24 protein-coding genes and 1 riboswitch are annotated in these 18,060 nt (G+C 65.4%); of the genes, 13 read left to right on the top strand and 11 right to left on the bottom strand.

Annotated elements, in window-relative coordinates; translation table 11 throughout:
• Positions 1 to 282: 282 nt before the first annotated feature.
• Positions 283 to 462 (bottom strand): hypothetical protein, encoded by a 180-nt coding sequence (locus tag UNPF46_RS12735; protein WP_142250241.1) that lies wholly within the window; start codon positions 460 to 462, stop codon positions 283 to 285.
• 96 nt (positions 463 to 558) lie between these two features.
• The gene (locus UNPF46_RS12730; protein ID WP_142250240.1) at positions 559 to 792 is read right to left on the bottom strand and encodes a hypothetical protein; all 234 of its coding nucleotides are present in this window, start codon (positions 790 to 792) and stop codon (positions 559 to 561) included.
• 279 nt (positions 793 to 1,071) lie between these two features.
• Here UNPF46_RS12730 and UNPF46_RS12725 point away from each other — a divergent pair, with 279 nt between their 5' ends.
• From UNPF46_RS12725 to UNPF46_RS37445, 5 genes are all read left to right on the top strand, one after another.
• A complete protein-coding gene (locus UNPF46_RS12725) occupies positions 1,072 to 1,518 on the top strand; it encodes a nuclear transport factor 2 family protein (RefSeq protein ID WP_142250239.1) in 447 nt (148 codons plus the stop codon).
• Positions 1,519 to 1,749: 231 nt separating this feature from the next.
• Positions 1,750 to 2,190, top strand: a complete 441-nt coding sequence (locus tag UNPF46_RS12720; protein WP_142250238.1) for a nuclear transport factor 2 family protein — start codon at positions 1,750 to 1,752, stop codon at positions 2,188 to 2,190.
• A 383-nt stretch (positions 2,191 to 2,573) separates the two neighbouring features.
• Positions 2,574 to 3,494, top strand: coding sequence for a hypothetical protein (locus tag UNPF46_RS12715; RefSeq protein ID WP_181769910.1), 921 nt, complete (start codon positions 2,574 to 2,576; stop codon positions 3,492 to 3,494).
• Positions 3,495 to 3,740: 246 nt separating this feature from the next.
• Positions 3,741 to 4,163, top strand: a complete 423-nt coding sequence (locus tag UNPF46_RS12710; protein WP_097657569.1) for a hypothetical protein — start codon at positions 3,741 to 3,743, stop codon at positions 4,161 to 4,163.
• 285 nt (positions 4,164 to 4,448) lie between these two features.
• Positions 4,449 to 4,586, top strand: coding sequence for a hypothetical protein (locus tag UNPF46_RS37445; protein ID WP_007614812.1), 138 nt, complete (start codon positions 4,449 to 4,451; stop codon positions 4,584 to 4,586).
• A 42-nt stretch (positions 4,587 to 4,628) separates the two neighbouring features.
• Here UNPF46_RS37445 and UNPF46_RS37440 read toward each other — a convergent pair whose 3' ends face one another.
• The 3 genes from UNPF46_RS37440 to UNPF46_RS12700 form a co-directional block, all read right to left on the bottom strand.
• Positions 4,629 to 4,775 carry a hypothetical protein gene (locus tag UNPF46_RS37440; protein ID WP_174719013.1) on the bottom strand — a complete coding sequence of 49 codons (147 nt, stop codon included), beginning with the start codon at positions 4,773 to 4,775 and terminating at the stop codon, positions 4,629 to 4,631.
• 198 nt (positions 4,776 to 4,973) lie between these two features.
• Positions 4,974 to 5,456 carry a MaoC family dehydratase gene (locus UNPF46_RS12705; protein WP_142250236.1) on the bottom strand — a complete coding sequence of 161 codons (483 nt, stop codon included), beginning with the start codon at positions 5,454 to 5,456 and terminating at the stop codon, positions 4,974 to 4,976.
• The gene (locus UNPF46_RS12700; RefSeq protein ID WP_142250235.1) at positions 5,456 to 5,908 is read right to left on the bottom strand and encodes a MaoC family dehydratase; all 453 of its coding nucleotides are present in this window, start codon (positions 5,906 to 5,908) and stop codon (positions 5,456 to 5,458) included. Before UNPF46_RS12700 ends, UNPF46_RS12705 begins: the two co-directional genes overlap by 1 nt.
• A gap of 169 nt (positions 5,909 to 6,077) precedes the next feature.
• Between UNPF46_RS12700 and UNPF46_RS12695 the strand changes: the two genes are divergently transcribed.
• Positions 6,078 to 6,374, top strand: coding sequence for a DUF4282 domain-containing protein (locus UNPF46_RS12695; protein WP_142250234.1), 297 nt, complete (start codon positions 6,078 to 6,080; stop codon positions 6,372 to 6,374).
• Positions 6,375 to 6,518: 144 nt separating this feature from the next.
• Here the strand turns inward: UNPF46_RS12695 and ychF are convergent, their stop codons facing one another.
• The 4 genes from ychF to UNPF46_RS12675 form a co-directional block, all read right to left on the bottom strand.
• On the bottom strand, positions 6,519 to 7,616 hold the full coding sequence (gene ychF / locus UNPF46_RS12690) for a redox-regulated ATPase YchF (protein WP_100178155.1): 1,098 nt from the start codon (positions 7,614 to 7,616) through the stop codon (positions 6,519 to 6,521).
• Positions 7,617 to 7,739: 123 nt separating this feature from the next.
• Complete coding sequence (gene pth, locus UNPF46_RS12685; RefSeq protein WP_100178154.1) at positions 7,740 to 8,345, bottom strand: aminoacyl-tRNA hydrolase; 606 nt, start codon at positions 8,343 to 8,345, stop codon at positions 7,740 to 7,742.
• Positions 8,346 to 8,406: 61 nt separating this feature from the next.
• Positions 8,407 to 9,123 (bottom strand): 50S ribosomal protein L25/general stress protein Ctc, encoded by a 717-nt coding sequence (locus UNPF46_RS12680; RefSeq protein ID WP_097657564.1) that lies wholly within the window; start codon positions 9,121 to 9,123, stop codon positions 8,407 to 8,409.
• A 335-nt stretch (positions 9,124 to 9,458) separates the two neighbouring features.
• Positions 9,459 to 9,710, bottom strand: coding sequence for an accessory factor UbiK family protein (locus UNPF46_RS12675; RefSeq protein ID WP_142250233.1), 252 nt, complete (start codon positions 9,708 to 9,710; stop codon positions 9,459 to 9,461).
• A 198-nt stretch (positions 9,711 to 9,908) separates the two neighbouring features.
• Between UNPF46_RS12675 and lgt the strand changes: the two genes are divergently transcribed.
• The 5 genes from lgt (at position 9,909) to UNPF46_RS12650 (ending at position 14,604) form a co-directional block, all read left to right on the top strand.
• Positions 9,909 to 10,754, top strand: coding sequence for a prolipoprotein diacylglyceryl transferase (gene lgt / locus UNPF46_RS12670; protein ID WP_100178153.1), 846 nt, complete (start codon positions 9,909 to 9,911; stop codon positions 10,752 to 10,754).
• 22 nt (positions 10,755 to 10,776) lie between these two features.
• On the top strand, positions 10,777 to 11,892 hold the full coding sequence (locus tag UNPF46_RS12665) for a class I SAM-dependent methyltransferase (RefSeq protein WP_100178152.1): 1,116 nt from the start codon (positions 10,777 to 10,779) through the stop codon (positions 11,890 to 11,892).
• Positions 11,892 to 12,659, top strand: a complete 768-nt coding sequence (pgeF, locus tag UNPF46_RS12660; protein ID WP_142250232.1) for a peptidoglycan editing factor PgeF — start codon at positions 11,892 to 11,894, stop codon at positions 12,657 to 12,659. Before UNPF46_RS12665 ends, pgeF begins: the two co-directional genes overlap by 1 nt.
• A 184-nt stretch (positions 12,660 to 12,843) precedes the next feature.
• The gene (locus UNPF46_RS12655; protein ID WP_142250231.1) at positions 12,844 to 13,458 is read left to right on the top strand and encodes a hypothetical protein; all 615 of its coding nucleotides are present in this window, start codon (positions 12,844 to 12,846) and stop codon (positions 13,456 to 13,458) included.
• Between the two features lie 192 nt (positions 13,459 to 13,650).
• Positions 13,651 to 14,604: a ribose-phosphate pyrophosphokinase gene (locus UNPF46_RS12650; RefSeq protein WP_174719012.1), complete on the top strand. Its 954-nt coding sequence runs from the start codon at positions 13,651 to 13,653 to the stop codon at positions 14,602 to 14,604.
• Between the two features lie 162 nt (positions 14,605 to 14,766).
• Here the strand turns inward: UNPF46_RS12650 and UNPF46_RS12645 are convergent, their stop codons facing one another.
• Positions 14,767 to 15,324, bottom strand: a complete 558-nt coding sequence (locus tag UNPF46_RS12645; RefSeq protein WP_100178148.1) for a 6,7-dimethyl-8-ribityllumazine synthase — start codon at positions 15,322 to 15,324, stop codon at positions 14,767 to 14,769.
• A gap of 78 nt (positions 15,325 to 15,402) precedes the next feature.
• A riboswitch (FMN riboswitch) is annotated at positions 15,403 to 15,561 on the bottom strand.
• A 429-nt stretch (positions 15,562 to 15,990) separates the two neighbouring features.
• Between UNPF46_RS12645 and UNPF46_RS12640 the strand changes: the two genes are divergently transcribed.
• Both UNPF46_RS12640 and proC read left to right on the top strand, forming a co-directional pair.
• Positions 15,991 to 16,491 carry a type III secretion system chaperone family protein gene (locus UNPF46_RS12640; protein ID WP_100178147.1) on the top strand — a complete coding sequence of 167 codons (501 nt, stop codon included), beginning with the start codon at positions 15,991 to 15,993 and terminating at the stop codon, positions 16,489 to 16,491.
• A gap of 207 nt (positions 16,492 to 16,698) precedes the next feature.
• Entirely contained in the window at positions 16,699 to 17,523 is an 825-nt protein-coding gene (proC, locus tag UNPF46_RS12635) for a pyrroline-5-carboxylate reductase (protein WP_142250230.1), read from the top strand.
• Positions 17,524 to 17,650: 127 nt separating this feature from the next.
• Here proC and UNPF46_RS12630 read toward each other — a convergent pair whose 3' ends face one another.
• Positions 17,651 to 18,046: a thioesterase family protein gene (locus UNPF46_RS12630; protein WP_100178146.1), complete on the bottom strand. Its 396-nt coding sequence runs from the start codon at positions 18,044 to 18,046 to the stop codon at positions 17,651 to 17,653.
• Positions 18,047 to 18,060: the final 14 nt, after the last annotated feature.

The following is an 18,060-nucleotide window of genomic DNA, read 5'->3' as shown; positions in this document are numbered from 1 at the left end:
AGCGTCAGGCCTGGGATGTGAGTTGGCTCACGCATTGGCCCCCTCCCAGCCGGGGGCAGGCAATCGCATAGAAATGATACCGCCTGTGTCCATCCTTCGAGACGCCCGCCTTTGGCGGGCCCTCAGGATGAGGACCGAGTGCGTTGCGCGAGTTCAACGGGCGGTAATGCCGCTTGGCCTCATCCTGAGGGACCGCGAAGCGGTCGTCTCGAAGGACGAGGCGCGCGCTCAGCTCGCGCAAAGCGACAAATGCGATAGCCCCGCCCCCAGCGGGGGGCTGCGTCAAAGCTGGCGGAAGAAGACGAGATAGATGGCGAGGCCGATGGTCGAGAACGACAGCAGCACGCCGAGCCGATTGTATTTGACGCCCTGCGCGTGGGACGCATTTCTGATGAAAGCGCTGAAGAAGCACAGGAACAGGATTGCGAGGACGACACCCCACGAGAGCTTCCCGACGTCCATTGTCCCCTCGCCTGGCTCAACTCCAGCGCTAGCGACCGGAATTTACCATCGGAGCATGCCGCATCAAAGAGAGACCGGGCGAGGTTTTCCGCGGGCTTACAGCTTCCCCTGCCCGTTCATCTGGCTCTGCTGCCGCTGTTTTTCCTGCTCCTTGGCGTGGTGACGGCCGTAGAGGCAGCCGGCGGCGGCGCCGAGCATGCCGTGATGGCCGGCATAGTGGCCGGCGACACCGCCGACGATGGCGCCCTTGATGCAGCCCTTGGCGTCGGCGGCGGAGGTCGCGCCGAGCATGAGAACCGCGGTGGCCACGGTGAGAAGGGTCGATTTCATGGATCGATGTCTCCGGATGCGACGCTGGACCTTCAACGAACGCGGATGGGTCCGGGTTCCAGCACCCCGGCCAGGCGCGCCCGCCGATAGGCGCGCTGCGTCATCGCCAGGTGCAAAAGCCTGCGCGCGACCGCGTGCGCAACCCGCAATTGCACCCCATGAACGCGGCATGGCGCCGGCGCGTCATAGTTGGCAAGCACTCTGTGTTTTTGCGGATTGATGGACCCGCGAGGCCCGCGGTAGCGTTTGCAATCCACGGCCGACGAGGGCGGGAGCAGCATGACGGTTGAAAAGCTGAACAGGCAACGCGTGCTGCATCTGCTCGACGCCTTCGCGCGCGGCGATCTCGAGGCCGCGCTGGCGTGCTGCACCGACGACGTCGACTTCCTCACCCATGCGCCGATCGACGTGCTGCCGCACATGGTGCCGCGCCACGGCAAGGCCGAATTGCGCGCGCTCTGGCAGACGATCTGGTCGCGCTATTCGGAGATCCGCTACAAGGCGCCGCACATCGTCGCCGAGGGCGAGGCGGTGGCGACCTACATGCAGGCCTATTTCAGGAAGCGCCGCAACGACCGCATCGTGCAGTTCGACATGGCCGTGTTCTACACCTTCCGCGGCGGCCTGGTGGCGGAGATCCGCGAGATCATCGATTCCTACGATCTGGTGCAGCAGGTGCTGGAGCGCGAGATCGGGCCGCTGATCACGGGGGCGCGCGTGGACTGAGTCAGGTCCCTTCGCTGGAACCCTCGCGCGCGAGCGGCCGGAACCCGGGAGACTACGGGGTTCTATTGCAAATCTCACATATCGCCATCAATTGTGCATTGCGAAAACGTGAATTGCGTTTTGGCCGAAATCGGGTATTTTGTTCGTATACAAATGAGTTGAGCCCCGGCGCCCGAGTGCGCGTGGGGTTGTTTTCCGTTTTCCGTAAAGCCAGCTTCAGGACTGCCCAAAATGACAGAGCACAGCCTCTGGCGTTTCTCGCGCGCGTTGCACCGTGCGATCAACGACCGGCATTTCGCGGATATCGAGGCCCTGATCGACGAGGACGTCGAGTGGGCGCTGTACGGCCCAATCGACATGTTTCCGTTCCTCGGCGCGCGCCAGGGCAAGGACGCCGTGCTCGACGTCATCCGCCAGCTCGCCGACAATTTCAGGGTCCGCCGCTTCGACCGCGAGAGCATCATGCTTGGCGTCGATTCCGCCGCCTCGATGGTGCGCTATTCGCTGACGGCCCTGGATTCCAACAAGCCGATCAGCTTGCGGGTCGCGCAGTTCGCCCAGTTCAGGGCGGACAAGCTCGTCAGCATGCGCGTCCTGATCGACACGTTCGACCTCGTCGAGCAGGCACTCGGCCGCGCCATTCATCTGCCGAAGATGACCAGCGTCGGCTAACGCCTGATCCGGACCCGAAGGGCCGCGTTAGCGCAAAGTGCGAAGCGGTTTTCCGAAAAGATCATGCGCAAACATCAACCTAAAGCGCGATGAAAATCATCGCGCTTTAGGGGGACACCAACGGGCCCCGCTGTTCGGGACCGATGACGATGCCGGCTGCGACGTCCTGGCCTCCAGCCCCGCCGGATGCCGTCGCGCCACAAGCTCGTCGTCGGGCGCGCGCCTTTCGCGCGGCCCGTTGGTTCGCGTCTCGCCCACGCGAATTGCCACAATTTCGCAACGATAGATCAGCATTGATGCAGGCCGACCGAATGGCGCATGGTCATCACCAGGGCTCGTCCTATATTGGCGGGCAACATGCGCTGGGGTTGGCGGGCAGGACGATGGAATTCTCGACAGGTTTTGGCTGGGCCAGGCTGCCGGTGCTGGCGGCCGCATTCATTCTGGGCTCGGTGCTGACGTTACAGGCGCAGATCATTCCGCCCTTCTCCCCGCCCGCCGCCGCGGCCGCCGACGAGGCCGAGACGGAAGCCGCGGAGGCCCCTGACGTCAACGACCCCGACGTGATGAAGGGTATCGACGTCGACAAGCTCGACTGGAGTCAGCTCGCGGTCGATGCCGGCACCGGCATTGACCCCATGGCCGCCAAGAAGCGCGCCCAGGCCGCCGCCAAGGACGGGCTGGACTGGTCGTCGAACGCCAATGCCAACGGCTCCTCGGCGGTGACCGTGAAGCAGTCGGTGCTCTCGTTCTGGGATACCAAGGTCGGCGCCGACATGACGGTGGCGAGCGAGCCCAGGACGATGTCCGAGCTCCTGGCGCAGAAGGCCACCAATGGCGGCAACCTGCCGCAATCCTCCGGCAGCGCCTGGGCGACGGCAACCGCGCCCGGCGCGGGCGTGATCTGGGACAAGACCGCGGTGGAAGCCCGCGTCGATCCCGGTTCGGAGCAGAGCAAGCTCGGGGCATCGCTGATCAAATCGGTGCCGCTGTCGACCGACACGCAGCTGACGCTGCAGAACGGCTACAGCGTCAACCAGCAGGGCACCACTGCGGTGCCCGGCATCGGCGGCCACGTCACGCGCAATTACGAAACCGACCAATCCGCCAAGGTCACCCTCACCGACACCGGCACCAGCATCACCGCCGGCCAGACGCTGTCGACCACCGACGACAAATGGCTGCGCAAGGTCGGCGCCGAGCAGAAGCTGTTCGACAACGTCACCGTCTCCGGCTCGGTCGGCGAGACCTCGCAAGGTGCGATCAACAAGAGCGTCACTGCCGGCTTCAAGAAGAGCTGGTGACTGCTTCGCCTCTCCCCGCCTGCGGGGAGAGGGAGTCGCACACCGACCGAGCCGCGCATTCGCCTTATATATCGACGCCGTTCAGACTCTCGTAACCATACGCCACGGCAAAACCCCCGAATGGTCCGCACTTGCCGCATCTCGGCCCATTTGCGGTCAAAATCGGACGCCCTGATAGGGAAGCCTCACAGACGTCGTCGTGCGGGGGACACTCGCGCTGCGCTCAACGCGAACAGGGGAACAACGATGAACGCCATGCGTCCGGAAAAGATCGAAGCCACCGAGACCGAGACGGTCGACACCAACCTCGCCGCCGTGACGGAGGTCGAGGCCGGCATCCGTGACTTCGTGCGCAACGATATCGCCTATCTGCGCCGTCCGGCGTCGACCACCACCGACGCGCCGCCGCTCGACCCGAGCGCGGAGGCCACCGTCAACAACGTCAACTCGCTGATCCAGCGCGTCGCCGGCACCTCGCTCGCCGAGATCGAGAACCTGATCTCCGAGCTCGAGAGCCTGCGCGATTTGCTGCACGCCGAAGGCCAGCGCGTCCAGCGCGAGATCTCCGGCTACGCCCAGCTCAGCCAGGCCGCGATGAAGTCGACCCGCATGATCGCGGACAACGTCGCGCAGTGGAAGCGCGCCGCCGACGGCCTGCGCAACAGCTGATCGCAAAGCACCGCATCACCAGCCGCCGCGTTCCGAAAGGGGCGCGGCGGTTTTGATTCTGGAGGTCTCGTGCCCCGGACGCGGTGCGGCACGCAGTGACGCGCCGCAGAGCCGGGGCCCATGCCTCTGGCGACATGGCTTCAAGATGGGTCCCGGCTCTGCGCAGCAGCGCAAGAGCGCTGCAGCGCGTCCGGGACACGAGAGCATGGCTTGAACCCTTCGCCGCTCCCCAGCGACCAATGCCAGGCGCCCGTGCCGCTACGGCCGGGCTTGGGGACATTTCAGATGGAAAGCATTCGGCCCGACACCACGGACCCGATACCGTTGCGGCCCGCGCCGAACCAGTTCGGCACGATCATGCTGCGCTTTGTCGGGCTGCTGGCGGTCGCGATCGCCATTCTGGCGTTCGTCTATAGCCGCTGAGGTGCGGCGGCCGGATACCGGCCGCGAAGCATTAACGAACTGTTACCGGCTCGCGTCGGCGGCCGAGGCTTCCAGGGTGTAGGCGCCATCGGCATAGCCCTTCACCACCATGCCGGCGACCAGCATCACGGCCAGCGTCGCGGTCGCGAAGATGAATCCAACAAATTTCAGTGCGCCGCGATCAGCCATGGTCCTCGTCCCCTGTCGTCTGCCAATTCGTTTCAAATAGACAGCGACAGGTTCATAATTAGTTAGCACCTCACTGGTTCCGCAAAACTGCTTTGCGGTAACCATGTTGCGCGGGCTTATGCCAGCAGGCCTGAATCGCGTCCATAGCGCGCGGGCAACACTCGCGCACTCATTTGGACCGTTCATTTTGGAACAGATCTAGCTGGGCATCGCGCGCATCGGCACGAAAGCGCTGGCCGTGATGGAATAGACCTCCTCGCCGCGCTGGTTCGTGCCGGTGGTGCGGGCCGTCAAAATGCCCCAGCCGGGGCGCGAGGCCGAGACGCGCTTGTCGATGACGACGTTGACGTAAGCGACGGTGTCGCCGGCAAGCACCGGCCGGATCCAGCGCAGATCGCGAAAGCCCGGCGACGGGCCCCACACCGCAACCTCCTCGCCGCGCGACGCGGCCTCGCGCGCCAGACGCTGGCCGTCGGCGACAAGCAGGCTCATGCAGGCCGAACCGACATGCCAGCCCGACGCGGCGAGCCCGCCGAACAGCGAGTTCTTGCCCTCCTCCTCGTCGAGATGAAAACGCTGCGGATCGAACTTGGCGGCGAAAGTCTTGATGGCCTCGGCCGTGAAATTGTAGCTGCCGATCTCGCGGCGCTGGCCGATCTCGATGTCGTCGAAGAAGCGCATCAGACCGCTCCCTCGCGCCGCTTGATCAGGATCGGCGAGGTCATCTCGCCAAGCGCCTCACCCTTGGCGTTACGCACGGTGCATTTGAACTTGACGATGCCGAGCTCGGGCCGGCTCTTCGAGGTGCGCGCCTCCAGCACATCGACCTCGAGCGTGAGTTCGTCGCCGGGCCGCAGCGGCGACAGCCAACGCACCTCGTCGACGCCGGGAGATCCCAGTGAAGCCGCACGGGTAATGAAACCGTCGGCCATCATCCGCATCATCAGCGAGCAGAGATGCCAGCCCGAGCCGGACAGGCCGCGCAGCATGCTCTTGGCCGCGGCCTCCTCGTCCAGATGCATGGGCTGCGGATCGAACTCGGCGGCAAAGGCCAAAATCTCGTCGCGGGTGACATGACGCGGGCCGAACGTTCCGAACCGGCCGGGCGGGAAATCTTCGAAGGTCAGGGTCATCTTGGGAAAGCTTTGCGGGAATGACAGATTGTGGCCGCACTTTGCGGCAATCTCAACCCGCCGGCCCGCATGGCTCGTGCTACATATCACGCGGCGGCTTTGGTCTTGAGTCGGATCAGCCGGGGGCCGAGATCCACGTACCGAGGCCCGATTTGCCCTGGGGAGAGCAATGTTTTCATTCAGCGACCTGTTTCAGTGGGACCGCTTCATCACGCCGACGATCATCAAGACCTTCTACTGGCTGGTGATCGCGCTGATCTGCCTGTTCGGCCTCTCCGGCATCTTTTCAGGGCTCGCTGCGATGGCGATCAGCCCGTTCGGCGGCTTCCTGGTGCTGCTGTCGTCGATCACCAGCGTCGTCGTCGGAATCGTGTTCTCGCGCATCGTCGCGGAGCTGATCCTGATCGTGTTCCGCATCAACGAGCATCTCGGCGCGATCCGGGACCAGGGCAGCGGGATGCGGTAGCGGCCCTCGTGTCCCGGACGCGGCGCGGCATGAAATGACGCGACGCAGAGCCGGGACCCATGCATCAGCAATCAAGACTTCTGGGCCCCGGCTCTGCAGCGCACCGCAAGAGCGCTGCGCTGCGTCCGGGGCACGAAACCAACGTTACGTATTGAACCGGAAATGCATCACGTCGCCGTCGGCGACGACGTATTCCTTGCCTTCGAGGCGGAGCTTGCCGGCATCGCGGGCGCCGGCTTCGCCGCCCAGCGCGACGTAATCCTCGAACGCAATCGTCTCGGCGCGGATGAAGCCCTTCTCGAAATCGGTGTGGATCACGCCGGCCGCGGCGGGAGCCTTGGTGCCGCGATGGATGGTCCAGGCGCGCGCTTCCTTCGGGCCGACGGTGAAATAGGTGATGAGGTCGAGAAGCTGGTAGCCGGCGCGGATCAGGCGATCGAGGCCGGCTTCCTCCAGACCCAGCGTCTCCAGGAAGTCGGCGCGCTCCTCGCGCGAAATGGTCGCGATCTCGGATTCGATCTTGGCGGAGATGACGACGGCGACCGCGCCTTCCTTGGCGGCCTGGTCCTGCACCGCCTTGGAGAAGGCATTGCCGGTTGCGGCCGAGCCCTCCTCGACGTTGCAGACATAGAGCACGGGCTTGGACGACAACAAGCCGAGCATGCCGAAGGCGCGTTCTTCTTCCGCCTTGCGCTCGACGAGGCGCGCGGGCTTGCCCTCGCGCAGCAGCACCAGGGTGCGGTTGACGAGGTCGAGCTGCTCCTTAGCGTCCTTGTCGTTGCCCTTGGCCTTCTTGGTGAGGTTGTCGACGCGCTTCTCGAGGCTGTCGAGGTCGGCGAGCATCAGCTCGGTCTCGATGGTCTCGATGTCGGCGAGCGGGGCGATCTTGCCCTCGACATGGGTGATGTCGGAATCCTCGAAGCAGCGCACCACATGCGCGATGGCATCGACCTCCCGGATGTTGGCGAGGAACTGGTTGCCGAGGCCTTCCCCCTTGGACGCGCCGCGGACGAGGCCGGCAATGTCGACGAAGGTCAGCCGGGTCGGGATGATCTGGCCGGACTTGGCGATCGCCGCGAGCTTGTCGAGCCGCGGATCGGGCACGGCGACCTCGCCGACATTCGGCTCGATGGTGCAGAACGGATAGTTCGCGGCCTGCGCCGCGGCCGTCTCGGTCAGCGCATTGAACAAGGTCGACTTGCCGACATTGGGCAACCCGACGATCCCGCATTTGAATCCCATGATGTTCCTGGCCTCCGCGCTCCGCGCGTCAATGTCTTCCGAACTCGTCATGCGCGGGCTTGACCCGCGCATCCATCGTCTTCGAAGGATGGATCGCCGGATCAAGTCCGGCGATGACAGGTGTTATTCCTTGCCGTTCTCGTCCTTGGTCAAAAATCCCTTGGCCTGCATGGCGAGGTGCACCCTGTTGGCGAAGGTCGCGTCCGTGCCCTTGGCGACCAGGCCTGCATGCTCGGCCACCGCCTCGCACAGCGTCGCCACCCAGTCGTTGTCCGCCTTGGCGAAGTCCGACAGCACGTGGCCATGCACCAGCTCCTTGACGCCGGGATGACCGATGCCGAGGCGCACGCGGCGGTAGTCGTTGCCGATATGCGCCGAGATCGAGCGCAGGCCGTTGTGGCCGGCGATGCCGCCGCCGATCTTCACACGCACCTTGCCCGGCGGCAGCTCGAGCTCGTCGTGGAACACAGTGACGTCGCCGGGAGCGATCTTGAAGAACCCCGCCGCTTCCTGCACCGCGCGGCCGGAATCGTTCATGTAGGTCGTCGGCTTGAGCAGGATCACGCGCTCAGTGCCGAGCGTGCCTTCCGAGGTCTCGCCCTGAAACCTGCGGCGCCATGGTGCGAAACCATGACGCCGCGCGATCTCGTCGACGGCCATGAAGCCGATATTGTGCCGGTTACGTGCGTATTTCGCGCCGGGATTGCCGAGCCCAACAAAGAGTCGCATGACGCGGCGCGCCCCTCAGCCAGCGCGCGGTCAGGGACCACGCGCCAGCTCTTTCGAGAGATTACTTCTTCTTGTCGCCGCCGGCGGGAGCCTTGGCAGCGGCGGCAGGTGCAGCAGCGCCCGCAGCCGGAGCCGCAGCGCCAGCCGCTGGAGCTGCCGCAGCAGCGCCCGGAGCTGCAGCCGCAGCGGCGGCCTTCTGCTCTTCGGCGTAGCCGGACGGCGGCACGATGGTGACGAGGGTCGCGTCCTCGCGGGTCAGTGCCTTCACGCCGTTCGGCAGCTTGACGTCCGACAGATGCAAGGAGTGACCGATTTCCAGCGAGCCGACGTCGGCCTCGATGTACTGCGGAATGCTCTCGACACCGCATTCGAGCTCGATCGCGTGGGCGACGATGTTGACCGTGCCGCCGCGCTTCACGCCCGGAGAGGTTTCCGCCTTCACGACGTGCAGGGGCACGCTGATGCGGATGGTGGCGCCTTCGCCGAGCCGCATGAAGTCGACATGGATCGGGAAGTCCTTGACCGGATCGAGGTGATAGTCGCGCGGAATCACGCGGTGCTTCTTGCCCTCGAGATCGATGTCCACCAGCGTGGTCAGGAACCGGCCGGCGAGGATGCGCTGGCGCAGTTCGCGATCTTCGATCGAGATCGTGACGGGGGGCTGGTTGTTGCCATAGATCACTCCGGGCACTCGCCCGGCGCGACGCTCAGCCCGGGCGGCCCCCTTGCCGCTCTTCGGACGTGCGGTCGCCTTCAATTCCTTGACGGTCGTCGCCATGTCGTTAAGTCCTTGTTTTTGCAAAAGTTAATGGGCCGCAGCGCGGCCCATGGCATAGCTCGCAGCAAGCCTCCAGGGGTGCGGGGGCCACGAACTTGGCGGGCTTTTAGCCGGAAGATGCGGAAATGACAAGGAGAATGGGCTGCCAGCCCGGGTTCTTACCCTCCTCCCCTGGAGGGGGAGGGTCGATGCGCATGCAGCGAAGCGAAATGCGCAGCGGGGTGGGGTGACAGTCTCTCAAATCTGGCGGTGCCCGAGTGGAGAGATCACCCCACCCCGGCGCTACGCGCCGACCCTCCCCCTCCAGGGGAGGGTTTAAGAATCGTCCGGCCGTCCTATCCGCTGAGCTTGGCCTCCAGCGCCGCGATGCGTGCCTTCAGGGCCTCGTTCTCCTCGCGCGCCAGGCGGGCCATGTCCTTGACCGCCTCGAACTCCTCGCGCTTGACCAGATCCATGTCGCGCAGGAATTTTTCCGCCTGGGTCCGCATCACGGTGTCGAACTCGCGCTTGACGCCCTGGGCGGCGCCGGCGGCATCGTTCATCAGGCGGCCGATCTCGTCGAAAAACCGGTTGTTGGTCTGGGTCATCTCGGCCTCCGATAAACTTTGCGCGAACTCTCGAAAAGACAATGGCAATCCGGATCGCACGGTTCAAGAGCCGATCGCCGGTATCCTTGTCATCAACCGGTTTCCTTGCAATCGTATTCAACATCCCTGCATAACGGGAATCAGACGGCGTCTGCTGGCGCTCGATCGCCGCAATCCCGCTTGGATATAGAAGGCGCGATGCCCTTCCTGCTCATCGACTTTCCCGCCATCAATCCGGTCGCCATCGCGCTCGGACCGTTCGCCATCCGCTGGTACGCCCTCGCCTATATCAGCGGCATCGTATTCGGCTGGCTCTATGCGCGCTCGCTGCTGAAGAAGGAGCGCCTGTGGGGCGGGCCCGCGCCGATGTCGCTGGTCCAGATCGACGACTTCATCCTGTGGGTCACACTGGGCATCATCCTCGGCGGCCGCACCGGCTACGTGCTGTTCTACAATCTGCCGTTCTTCATTCAGCATCCTGTCGCGATCTTCAAATTGTGGGAGGGCGGCATGTCCTTCCATGGCGGCTTCCTCGGCTGCGTCGTCGCGGTGATGTGGTTCGCCTATCGGAACGGCATCTCGATCCTGTCGCTCGGCGACATCACCACCGCAGTCGCGCCGGTCGGGCTGCTGCTCGGGCGGATCGCCAATTTCATCAAAGGCGAATTGTGGGGCCGCGCCACCGATCCGAGCCTGCCCTGGGCGATGATCTTCCCTGACGATCCCACCCAGCTGCCGCGCCATCCGAGCCAGCTCTATGAGGCCGGCATGGAAGGCATCCTGTTGTTCACGGTGCTCGCGATCATGATCCGTTTCGGCGCCTTGAAGCGCCCCGGCATGATCCTCGGCGCCTTCATCCTGATCTATGGCCTGTCCCGGATCGCCGGCGAGCATTTCCGCGAACCGGACGCCCAGCTCGGCTTCCTCTGGGGCGGATTAACCATGGGCATGCTGTTGTCGATCCCGATGCTTATTGCAGGCCTCATACTTATTGTATTGGCTGCGAGGCGCGATACGCCGAAGCCCGCAGGGGCCATTCGTTAATTCCTTTTCGAGAAGACAGACCGTGACCGACCAGCCGCTACTCGACGAGATCAAGGCGCTGATCAAAGCCTCGGGCCCCATGCCGGTCTGGCGCTACATGGAGCTGTGCCTGATGCATCCGCGCCACGGCTATTACGTCTCGCGCGATCCGCTCGGGCGTGAGGGCGACTTCACCACCGCGCCCGAAGTCAGCCAGATGTTCGGCGAGCTCCTGGGCCTGTGGACCGCCTCGGTGTGGAAGCAGATGGGCTCGCCGCAATTCCTGCGGCTGATCGAGCTCGGGCCCGGCCGCGGCACCATGATGGCGGACGCGCTGCGCGCGCTCCGCGTGCTGCCGCCGCTCTACCAGGCGCTCCACATCCACATGGTCGAGGTCAATCCCGTCCTGCGCGAGCGGCAGGGTGCGACACTGTCGGCCGTGCGCAACATCTCCTGGCACGACAGCATCGATGACGTGCCGGAAGGGCCGAGCATCATCCTCGCCAACGAATATTTCGACGTGCTGCCGATCCACCAGATGGTCCGCCACGAGAACGGCTGGCACGAGCGCGTGATCGAGATCGACGGCAACGGAAAGCTTCAATTCGGCGTGGCGCCGGAGCCGACGCCGCGCTTCGACGTGCTGCTGCCGCCGTTGGTCCGCGCCGCGCCAATCGGCGCCGTGTTCGAATGGCGGCCCGACGGGGAGATCATGAAGCTGGCCACGCGCGTGCGCGACCAGGACGGCGCGGCGCTGATCATCGACTACGGCCATTTGCGCAGCGATGCCGGGGACACCTTCCAGGCGATTGCGCGCCACACCTTCGCCGATCCCCTGAAGGCGCCCGGGCAGGCCGACGTCACCGCCCATGTCGACTTCCAGGCGCTGGCGGGTGCGGCCGAGGCTGTCGGCGCGCGCGTGCACGGGCCGGTGACGCAAGGCGACTTCCTCAGGCGGATCGGCATCGACACCAGGGCCGCCGCCCTGATGCAGAAGGCGACACCGGAAGTGGCCACCGACATTTCGATCGCCCTCAAGCGCCTGACGGAAACCGGGCGCAGCGGCATGGGCTCGATGTTCAAAGTGCTCGGCATCTCCGAGCCGCGGCTGACGGGCCTAGCCGGCCTCAGCGATCTCGAACCGGCCGGAGACGATTGATGACCCTCACCTCGTCGCTGCTGTCGGCCGTACCCGGACTTCGCCACGCGTTCTTCACCCGCGAAGGCGGCGTCTCCGGCGGCATCTATTCCGCGCTGAACGGCGGCCTCGGCTCCAGCGACGATCAGACCCTTGTCGCGGAGAACCGCCGCCGCATGGCCGAACATGTCGGCGTCGCGGCGGATCGCTTCCTCAGCCTGCACCAGATCCACTCGCCCGACGTGCTCATCGCCGAAACACCATGGCCGAGCGGGCCGCGACCGAAGGGCGATGCGCTGGTCACGAAATCGCCCGGCATTGCGCTTGGCGTCTCCACCGCCGATTGCGGACCGGTGCTGTTCGTCGATCCCAGCGCGCGCGTCATCGGCGGCGCGCATGCGGGGTGGAAGGGCGCGCTATCAGGCGTGCTGGAGGCAACGATTGCCGCGATGGAGACGCTCGGCGCCACGCGCGGCGGCATCATCGCCGCGATCGGGCCGCTGATCCGTCAGGACAGCTACGAGGTCGGCAACGAGTTCGTCGCACGCTTCATCGAGGCGGACGCGGACAATGCGATGTTCTTCATCCCCTCGCGGCGCGAGGGACACGCGATGTTCGATCTCGCCGGCTTCATTCGCAGGCGGCTGGAAGCTGCCGGCATCCTGATGATCGACGACCTCGGTCTCGACACCTACGCCGACGAGCGCTTCTTCAGCTACCGCCGCTCCGTGCATCGCAAGGAGCCGGACTACGGCCGCCACGTCCACGCCATCGCGCTCGAGGGGTGAACACACAGGCAACACGCTGTCATTCCGGGGCTCGCGAAGCGAGAACCCGGAATCCATCGTGCAGCAATTCAGGCAGCGAAATGGATTCCGGGCTCGCGCCAAGTGGCGCGCCCCGGAATGACGTGTGCTGTGTCGCCCCTGCCCTAGACCTTAATCGATTTTAACGATATCGCTGCCCTCCATAATGAGGGACGCGTCATTCATCCTCGGCCGTGCGGGTTCGCGCGTGCTGGCGGCCATGCTGCTGGCGGCATCGGCCGCGCTTGGCGGCTGCGCCGGCGGTGGCGGCGCTGCCAATTCCTACGCGATGGCGCCGAGCACCGGCTCGGGAGCGACGGTCGCCTTCGAATCGATCGACGGGCCGCCGCCGCAGGTGTTCGACCGCATGGTCGGCGTGCTCGACAGCGAATCCAAGCTGCGCAGCCTGTCCGTGGTCTCCCGCGAGGGGACGGCTGCCTATCGCGTGCGCAGCTATCTCTCGGCTCAGGTCGTACGCGGCAAGACCGTGATCGCCTGGGTCTGGGACGTCTACGACGCCAACCAGCAGCGGGCGCTGCGCCTGTCCGGGGAGGAACCGACCTCGGCCAAGGGCGGCCGCGATCCCTGGAACGCCGCCGACGACCTCGTGCTGCGCAAGATCGCCCAGGCCGGATTCAGCGGACTTTCCAACATGATCAACGGAACGCCGGATGCACCGGGCACTGCGCCTGGCCTGCGGGGACCGGCGGTGGCGAGCGTCGCTCCGATCGCACCCGCACCCGAGATGCCGGCCACGGCACTCGGCTATGCCGAGCGATAACCCCCGCTAAACCACGGCCTCAAGTTGCGGCCAAGCCGTTGGCCCGACTCAGGATTTTCGAAGGGAAAACGTAGCCTCCCGGGTTGCCATCGCAGCCCTCGGCCTGATATTTCCTCGCCCGTCGTAACCGTGCTTCCAGTGGGATCTGAGATGTTGAACGTCGTATCCAGCAAAGCGCGGGAGGAAGCATCCATGTCGGGCAAGAACGGCTCCATCAAGCTCGTCGCCGGCAACTCCAATCCGGCTCTCGCCCAGGCCATCGCGCAAGGGCTAGACCTGCCGCTGACCAAGGCGGTGGTCCGGCGCTTCGCCGACATGGAGATCTTCGTCGAGATCCAGGAGAACGTCCGCGGCTCGGATGCCTTCATTATCCAGTCGACCTCGTTCCCGGCGAACGACCATCTGATGGAATTGCTGATCATCACCGACGCGCTGCGCCGCTCCTCGGCGCGCCGCATCACCGCGGTGCTGCCCTATTTCGGCTACGCCCGGCAGGACCGCAAATCGGGCTCGCGCACGCCGATCTCGGCCAAGCTGGTCGCCAATCTGATCACGCAGGCCGGCGTCGACCGCGTCATGACGCTCGACCTGCACGCCGGCCAGATCCAGGGCTTCTTCGACATCCCGACCGACAATCTCTACGCGGCGCCGCTGATGGTGCGCGACATCAAGGACAAGTTCGACCTCTCCAAGACGATGGTGATCTCGCCCGACGTCGGCGGCGTGGCGCGCGCGCGCGGCCTCGCCAAGCGCATCAACACCCCGCTCGCCATCGTCGACAAGCGCCGCGAGCGCGCGGGCGAATCCGAGGTCATGAACGTGATCGGCGACGTCGCCGGCTACACCTGCATCCTGATCGACGACATCGTGGACTCCGGCGGCACGCTGGTGAACGCGGCCGACGCGCTGATCGCCAAGGGCGCCAAGGACGTCTACGCCTACATCACCCACGGCGTGCTCTCCGGCGGCGCGGCCGCCCGCATCACGAACTCCCGGCTGAAGGAGCTCGTGATCACCGATTCGATCCTGCCGACGGAAGCGGTGACCAAGGCGCCGAACATCCGCACCCTGCCGATCGCCAGCCTGATCTCGGATGCGATCGCGCGCACGGCGGCCGAAGAATCGGTGTCGAGCCTGTTCGACTGACGCTTCTTCGCCTCTCCCCGCTTGCGGGGAGAGGCCGGATTGCATCGCAGATGCAATCCGGGTGAGGGGGACTCTCCGCGAGTCAAACGCTCACCGCCGCCGTGGAAGCTCCCCCTCTCCCCGCAAGCGGGGCGAGGGAGTGCGCGGTCCTTCCGCCCCTTACTACCCTACGATCCCCGCGGCGACCTGGCCGCGCAGGCGCTCCAGGCCGAGCAGCGTCTCGGCACAGGCAGCGGCGACCTCGACGCCCTTGATCGCAAAATGCTTGCGGAAGAAGTCGTAATGCACCTCGGTCTCGTGGAATTGCTGCGGCGTCAGCACGGCCGAGAACACCGGCACCTCGGTGCGCAGCTGCACGTCCATCAGCGCCTTGATCACGGTGTCGGCGACGAACTCGTGGCGGTAGATGCCGCCGTCGACGACGAGGCCGGCCGCGACGATCGCGGTGTAGCGCCGCGTCTTGGCGAGGACCTGCGCATGCAGCGGGATCTCGAACGAGCCCGGCACCTCGAACACGTCGACATGGGTGAGATGCCGCGCCTCGGCTTCCTTGATGAAGGCGATACGGGCTTCCTCGACCACGTCGCGGTGCCAGCAGGCCTGCACGAAAGCCACCCGCTGCGGCTTTGCGAAGCGCGGGTGCTCGCTCGCGGGTCCTTTGGGAACCGGCGGTTGGGGGAATTCAGTTTCGGCTTGGGTATCTTGCAACATCTGATTCATGGCTTTCCTCGGTTTAAGGACCAGAATCAGGGCACACGGAACGACAAACAGCCGCATCCTCACGATGCGTCCGCCACCGACCGTTCTCTTTCATCCGGACTTTAACCGTCGGCTTCGGAGTTGCACCGAATCTGCTGACCCTTCCCTTCGGCAAAGACCTCGGGGAAGGCGCTCGCGGGCTTGGGCCTTTCGGCCCTTACCGCCGGTGGGGACTTTCACCCCGCCCTGAGAACATCGGCCGTCCGGAATGAACGGCCTGACAGGAAATATGCAGCCGGCGGACCGGCGCGGCAAGCGCGTTCCGCATGGGCAAATCGCATGGTCCCATGCCCGGGCGGCGGTTCGGCCCTCGCACGGCGGAATTAACGGTTGGCGCCGGCTGGCGTTTTCGATTCTGATTTGTTCTTCCTGTTAAGAATTGTGGCGGAGATGAGCTGTGGACGAACGAGTCCTGGCTTGTGGACGGACTCGGGACCCCGTTGCGCAGATTCCGCAAATCACATCACTTGATCCGCGACAGGCCCGCGCTGATCCGAGGGATCGCAAGACCCCGAGGAGATCGCAAAGGCGACTCCGAGGGGACGCCGTAGCGACGTTTAGGGAGCGTGCGCCGGGCCCAACCGTGTGCGTATCAAAGACAACAAGAAGGCAAGAGGTCGAGACGGCATGTCCCTGCTCGAAGGCACTATCGATTCCAGAAGCCATCCGCTCGCGGTGGTCGAGGATATCGCTGCCAGCAACAACTGGCCGTTCGAACGCTCCGGCGAAGACGAACTCACGATTGTCTCGAAGGGACAATGGACCGACTACCAGCTCTCCTTCACCTGGATGGGCGAGATCGAGGCGCTGCATCTGGCCTGCGCCTTCGACATGAAGATTCCGCTCGCGCGCCGCGGCGAGGTGCAGCGGCTCGTCGCCGCGGTCAACGAGCAGCTATGGGTCGGCCATTTCGATCTGTGGACCAACAGCGGAATGGTCATGCATCGCCAGGCCCTGGTGCTGCCGGGCGGGCTGACCGCCTCGACCGCGCAATGCGAAGCCATGCTGGCCGGCGCCATCCACGCCTGCGAGCGCTATTTCCCGGCGTTCCAGTTCGTGGTCTGGGCCGGCAAGACCACCGCGCAAGCCATGGACGCGGCGATGTTCGATACGGTCGGAGAGGCGTAAGGATCCTCGCCCCGCAATAGAGCCGACGCTCCCCTCCCCACGTCATCCCGGACAAGCGCGCTCAAAGCGCGCGCAGATCCGGGATCCATACCGCGTGATTTCGCTTGTGGCACGCGACTTGTTGCCAACACCTCCATCCACTAGAACCACTCGTGGTTATGGATCCCCGCCTTCGCGGGGATGACGCCTGAGTGTGTGGCAACGGCGATGGCAAACAATCCCCTCCAAGACATCACGGGCACCATCCTGCTCGCCGGCGCCGGCAAGATGGGCGGCGCGATGCTGACGGGATGGCTGGCAGGCGGGCTCGATCCGCGCCGCGTTGCCGTGATCGATCCGCACATTTCGCCCGAGATCACCGCGCTCGCCGCCAAGGGTGTCGCGCTCAATCCCGATGCAGCCACGGTCGGCACGGTCGAGACGCTGGTCGTCGCGGTAAAGCCTCAGATGTTCCGCGAGGCCGGCGCCAAGCTGAAATCGCTCGTCTCGGACAGGACGTCGGTGGTGTCGATCATGGCTGGAACCACGATCGCATCGCTTGAGGAGGTCTGCGGCGGCGCCGTGGTACGCGCGATGCCGAACACGCCGGCCGCGATCGGCCGCGGCATCACCGTCGCCGTCGCAGCGAACAACGTCAGCGCGGTGCAGCGCGCGGTGGCCGATGCGCTGCTGCGCGCGACCGGCTCGGTCGAATGGGTCGAGGATGAAAGCCTGATGGACGCGGTCACCGCCGTGTCCGGCTCGGGGCCAGCCTATGTGTTCCTGCTCGCCGAGGAACTCGCCCGCGCCGGCGTCGAGGCAGGCTTGCCCGAGGCGCTGGCGACCAAGCTTGCGCGCGAAACCGTTGCGGGCTCCGGCGAGCTGCTGCACCAGTCGGAGCTTCCCTCCGCCACGCTGCGCCAGAACGTCACCTCGCCCGGCGGCACCACCGCCGCAGCGCTCGGCGTGCTAATGGGCGAGCCGGGCCTGCGCGAGTTGATGATCCGCGCGGTCGCAGCGGCGACCAAGCGCTCGAAGGAATTGGCGAAGTAGTTGATCCTCATGGTGAAGAGGCGCGAAGCGCCGTCTCTAACCATGAAAGGCCCGGCTCTCGCCCGCGGCCATCCTTCGAGACGACCGCTGCGCGGTCTCCTCAGGATCGGGGCAGAGCAAGCAGAAGCTACGTCGCGCCCAGCCGCTTGTTGAACATCTCGACATTGACGAGCCCGCGCGCGTGGCGGCCCTCGCCGAGTTTGCGCGCGCCCTCGAACGCCTCGACCTCGAAGCGGATGACGCGGCGCTCCACCGCGACCACCGTCGCGGTGGTCCGCACCGTCGCGCCGACAAGGGCGGCTGCGAGATGGCGGATATCGACCTCGGTCCCGACGGTGACCCAGCCCGGCTGAAGCGCCGAGCGGATCGCATCGCCCGACGTCATCTCCATCTCCAGGATCATCATCGGCGTCGCGTACACAAAAGGCATGCCGGGCACGAAATGCCCGACCGTGCGCTCAGCCGGCACCACCAGCGTGCGCTCGGCGCTCATGCCGATCTCGATGAAGTCGCGTGCGTCCATGGTGCCTGCTCGTC

Origin of the sequence: Bradyrhizobium sp. UNPF46, from assembly GCF_006658625.1 — a bacterium.
In the GTDB taxonomy this organism is placed as follows: Bacteria; Pseudomonadota; Alphaproteobacteria; order Rhizobiales; family Xanthobacteraceae; genus Bradyrhizobium; species Bradyrhizobium nitroreducens.
This window is presented reverse-complemented; position numbering and strand designations above follow the sequence as displayed.

What these genes read in the sequence shown, in the direction of transcription:
- lgt (WP_100178153.1), top strand. Translation starts at nt 9,909, where the DNA reads ATGCCCTTCCTGCTCATCGACTTTCCCGCCATCAATCCGGTCGCCATC.
- proC (WP_142250230.1), top strand. Translation starts at nt 16,699, where the DNA reads ATGGCAAACAATCCCCTCCAAGACATCACGGGCACCATCCTGCTCGCC.
- UNPF46_RS12640 (WP_100178147.1), top strand. Translation starts at nt 15,991, where the DNA reads ATGTCCCTGCTCGAAGGCACTATCGATTCCAGAAGCCATCCGCTCGCG.
- UNPF46_RS12645 (WP_100178148.1), bottom strand. Translation starts at nt 15,324, where the DNA reads ATGAATCAGATGTTGCAAGATACCCAAGCCGAAACTGAATTCCCCCAA.
- UNPF46_RS12655 (WP_142250231.1), top strand. Translation starts at nt 12,844, where the DNA reads ATGAGGGACGCGTCATTCATCCTCGGCCGTGCGGGTTCGCGCGTGCTG.
- UNPF46_RS12650 (WP_174719012.1), top strand. Translation starts at nt 13,651, where the DNA reads ATGTCGGGCAAGAACGGCTCCATCAAGCTCGTCGCCGGCAACTCCAAT.
- pgeF (WP_142250232.1), top strand. Translation starts at nt 11,892, where the DNA reads ATGACCCTCACCTCGTCGCTGCTGTCGGCCGTACCCGGACTTCGCCAC.
- UNPF46_RS12675 (WP_142250233.1), bottom strand. Translation starts at nt 9,710, where the DNA reads ATGACCCAGACCAACAACCGGTTTTTCGACGAGATCGGCCGCCTGATG.
- UNPF46_RS37445 (WP_007614812.1), top strand. Translation starts at nt 4,449, where the DNA reads ATGGAAAGCATTCGGCCCGACACCACGGACCCGATACCGTTGCGGCCC.
- UNPF46_RS12705 (WP_142250236.1), bottom strand. Translation starts at nt 5,456, where the DNA reads ATGCGCTTCTTCGACGACATCGAGATCGGCCAGCGCCGCGAGATCGGC.
- UNPF46_RS12710 (WP_097657569.1), top strand. Translation starts at nt 3,741, where the DNA reads ATGAACGCCATGCGTCCGGAAAAGATCGAAGCCACCGAGACCGAGACG.
- UNPF46_RS12735 (WP_142250241.1), bottom strand. Translation starts at nt 462, where the DNA reads ATGGACGTCGGGAAGCTCTCGTGGGGTGTCGTCCTCGCAATCCTGTTC.
- UNPF46_RS37440 (WP_174719013.1), bottom strand. Translation starts at nt 4,775, where the DNA reads ATGGCTGATCGCGGCGCACTGAAATTTGTTGGATTCATCTTCGCGACC.
- UNPF46_RS12700 (WP_142250235.1), bottom strand. Translation starts at nt 5,908, where the DNA reads ATGACCCTGACCTTCGAAGATTTCCCGCCCGGCCGGTTCGGAACGTTC.
- UNPF46_RS12680 (WP_097657564.1), bottom strand. Translation starts at nt 9,123, where the DNA reads ATGGCGACGACCGTCAAGGAATTGAAGGCGACCGCACGTCCGAAGAGC.
- UNPF46_RS12730 (WP_142250240.1), bottom strand. Translation starts at nt 792, where the DNA reads ATGAAATCGACCCTTCTCACCGTGGCCACCGCGGTTCTCATGCTCGGC.
- UNPF46_RS12715 (WP_181769910.1), top strand. Translation starts at nt 2,574, where the DNA reads ATGGAATTCTCGACAGGTTTTGGCTGGGCCAGGCTGCCGGTGCTGGCG.
- UNPF46_RS12725 (WP_142250239.1), top strand. Translation starts at nt 1,072, where the DNA reads ATGACGGTTGAAAAGCTGAACAGGCAACGCGTGCTGCATCTGCTCGAC.
- UNPF46_RS12695 (WP_142250234.1), top strand. Translation starts at nt 6,078, where the DNA reads ATGTTTTCATTCAGCGACCTGTTTCAGTGGGACCGCTTCATCACGCCG.
- ychF (WP_100178155.1), bottom strand. Translation starts at nt 7,616, where the DNA reads ATGGGATTCAAATGCGGGATCGTCGGGTTGCCCAATGTCGGCAAGTCG.
- pth (WP_100178154.1), bottom strand. Translation starts at nt 8,345, where the DNA reads ATGCGACTCTTTGTTGGGCTCGGCAATCCCGGCGCGAAATACGCACGT.
- UNPF46_RS12720 (WP_142250238.1), top strand. Translation starts at nt 1,750, where the DNA reads ATGACAGAGCACAGCCTCTGGCGTTTCTCGCGCGCGTTGCACCGTGCG.
- UNPF46_RS12630 (WP_100178146.1), bottom strand. Translation starts at nt 18,046, where the DNA reads ATGGACGCACGCGACTTCATCGAGATCGGCATGAGCGCCGAGCGCACG.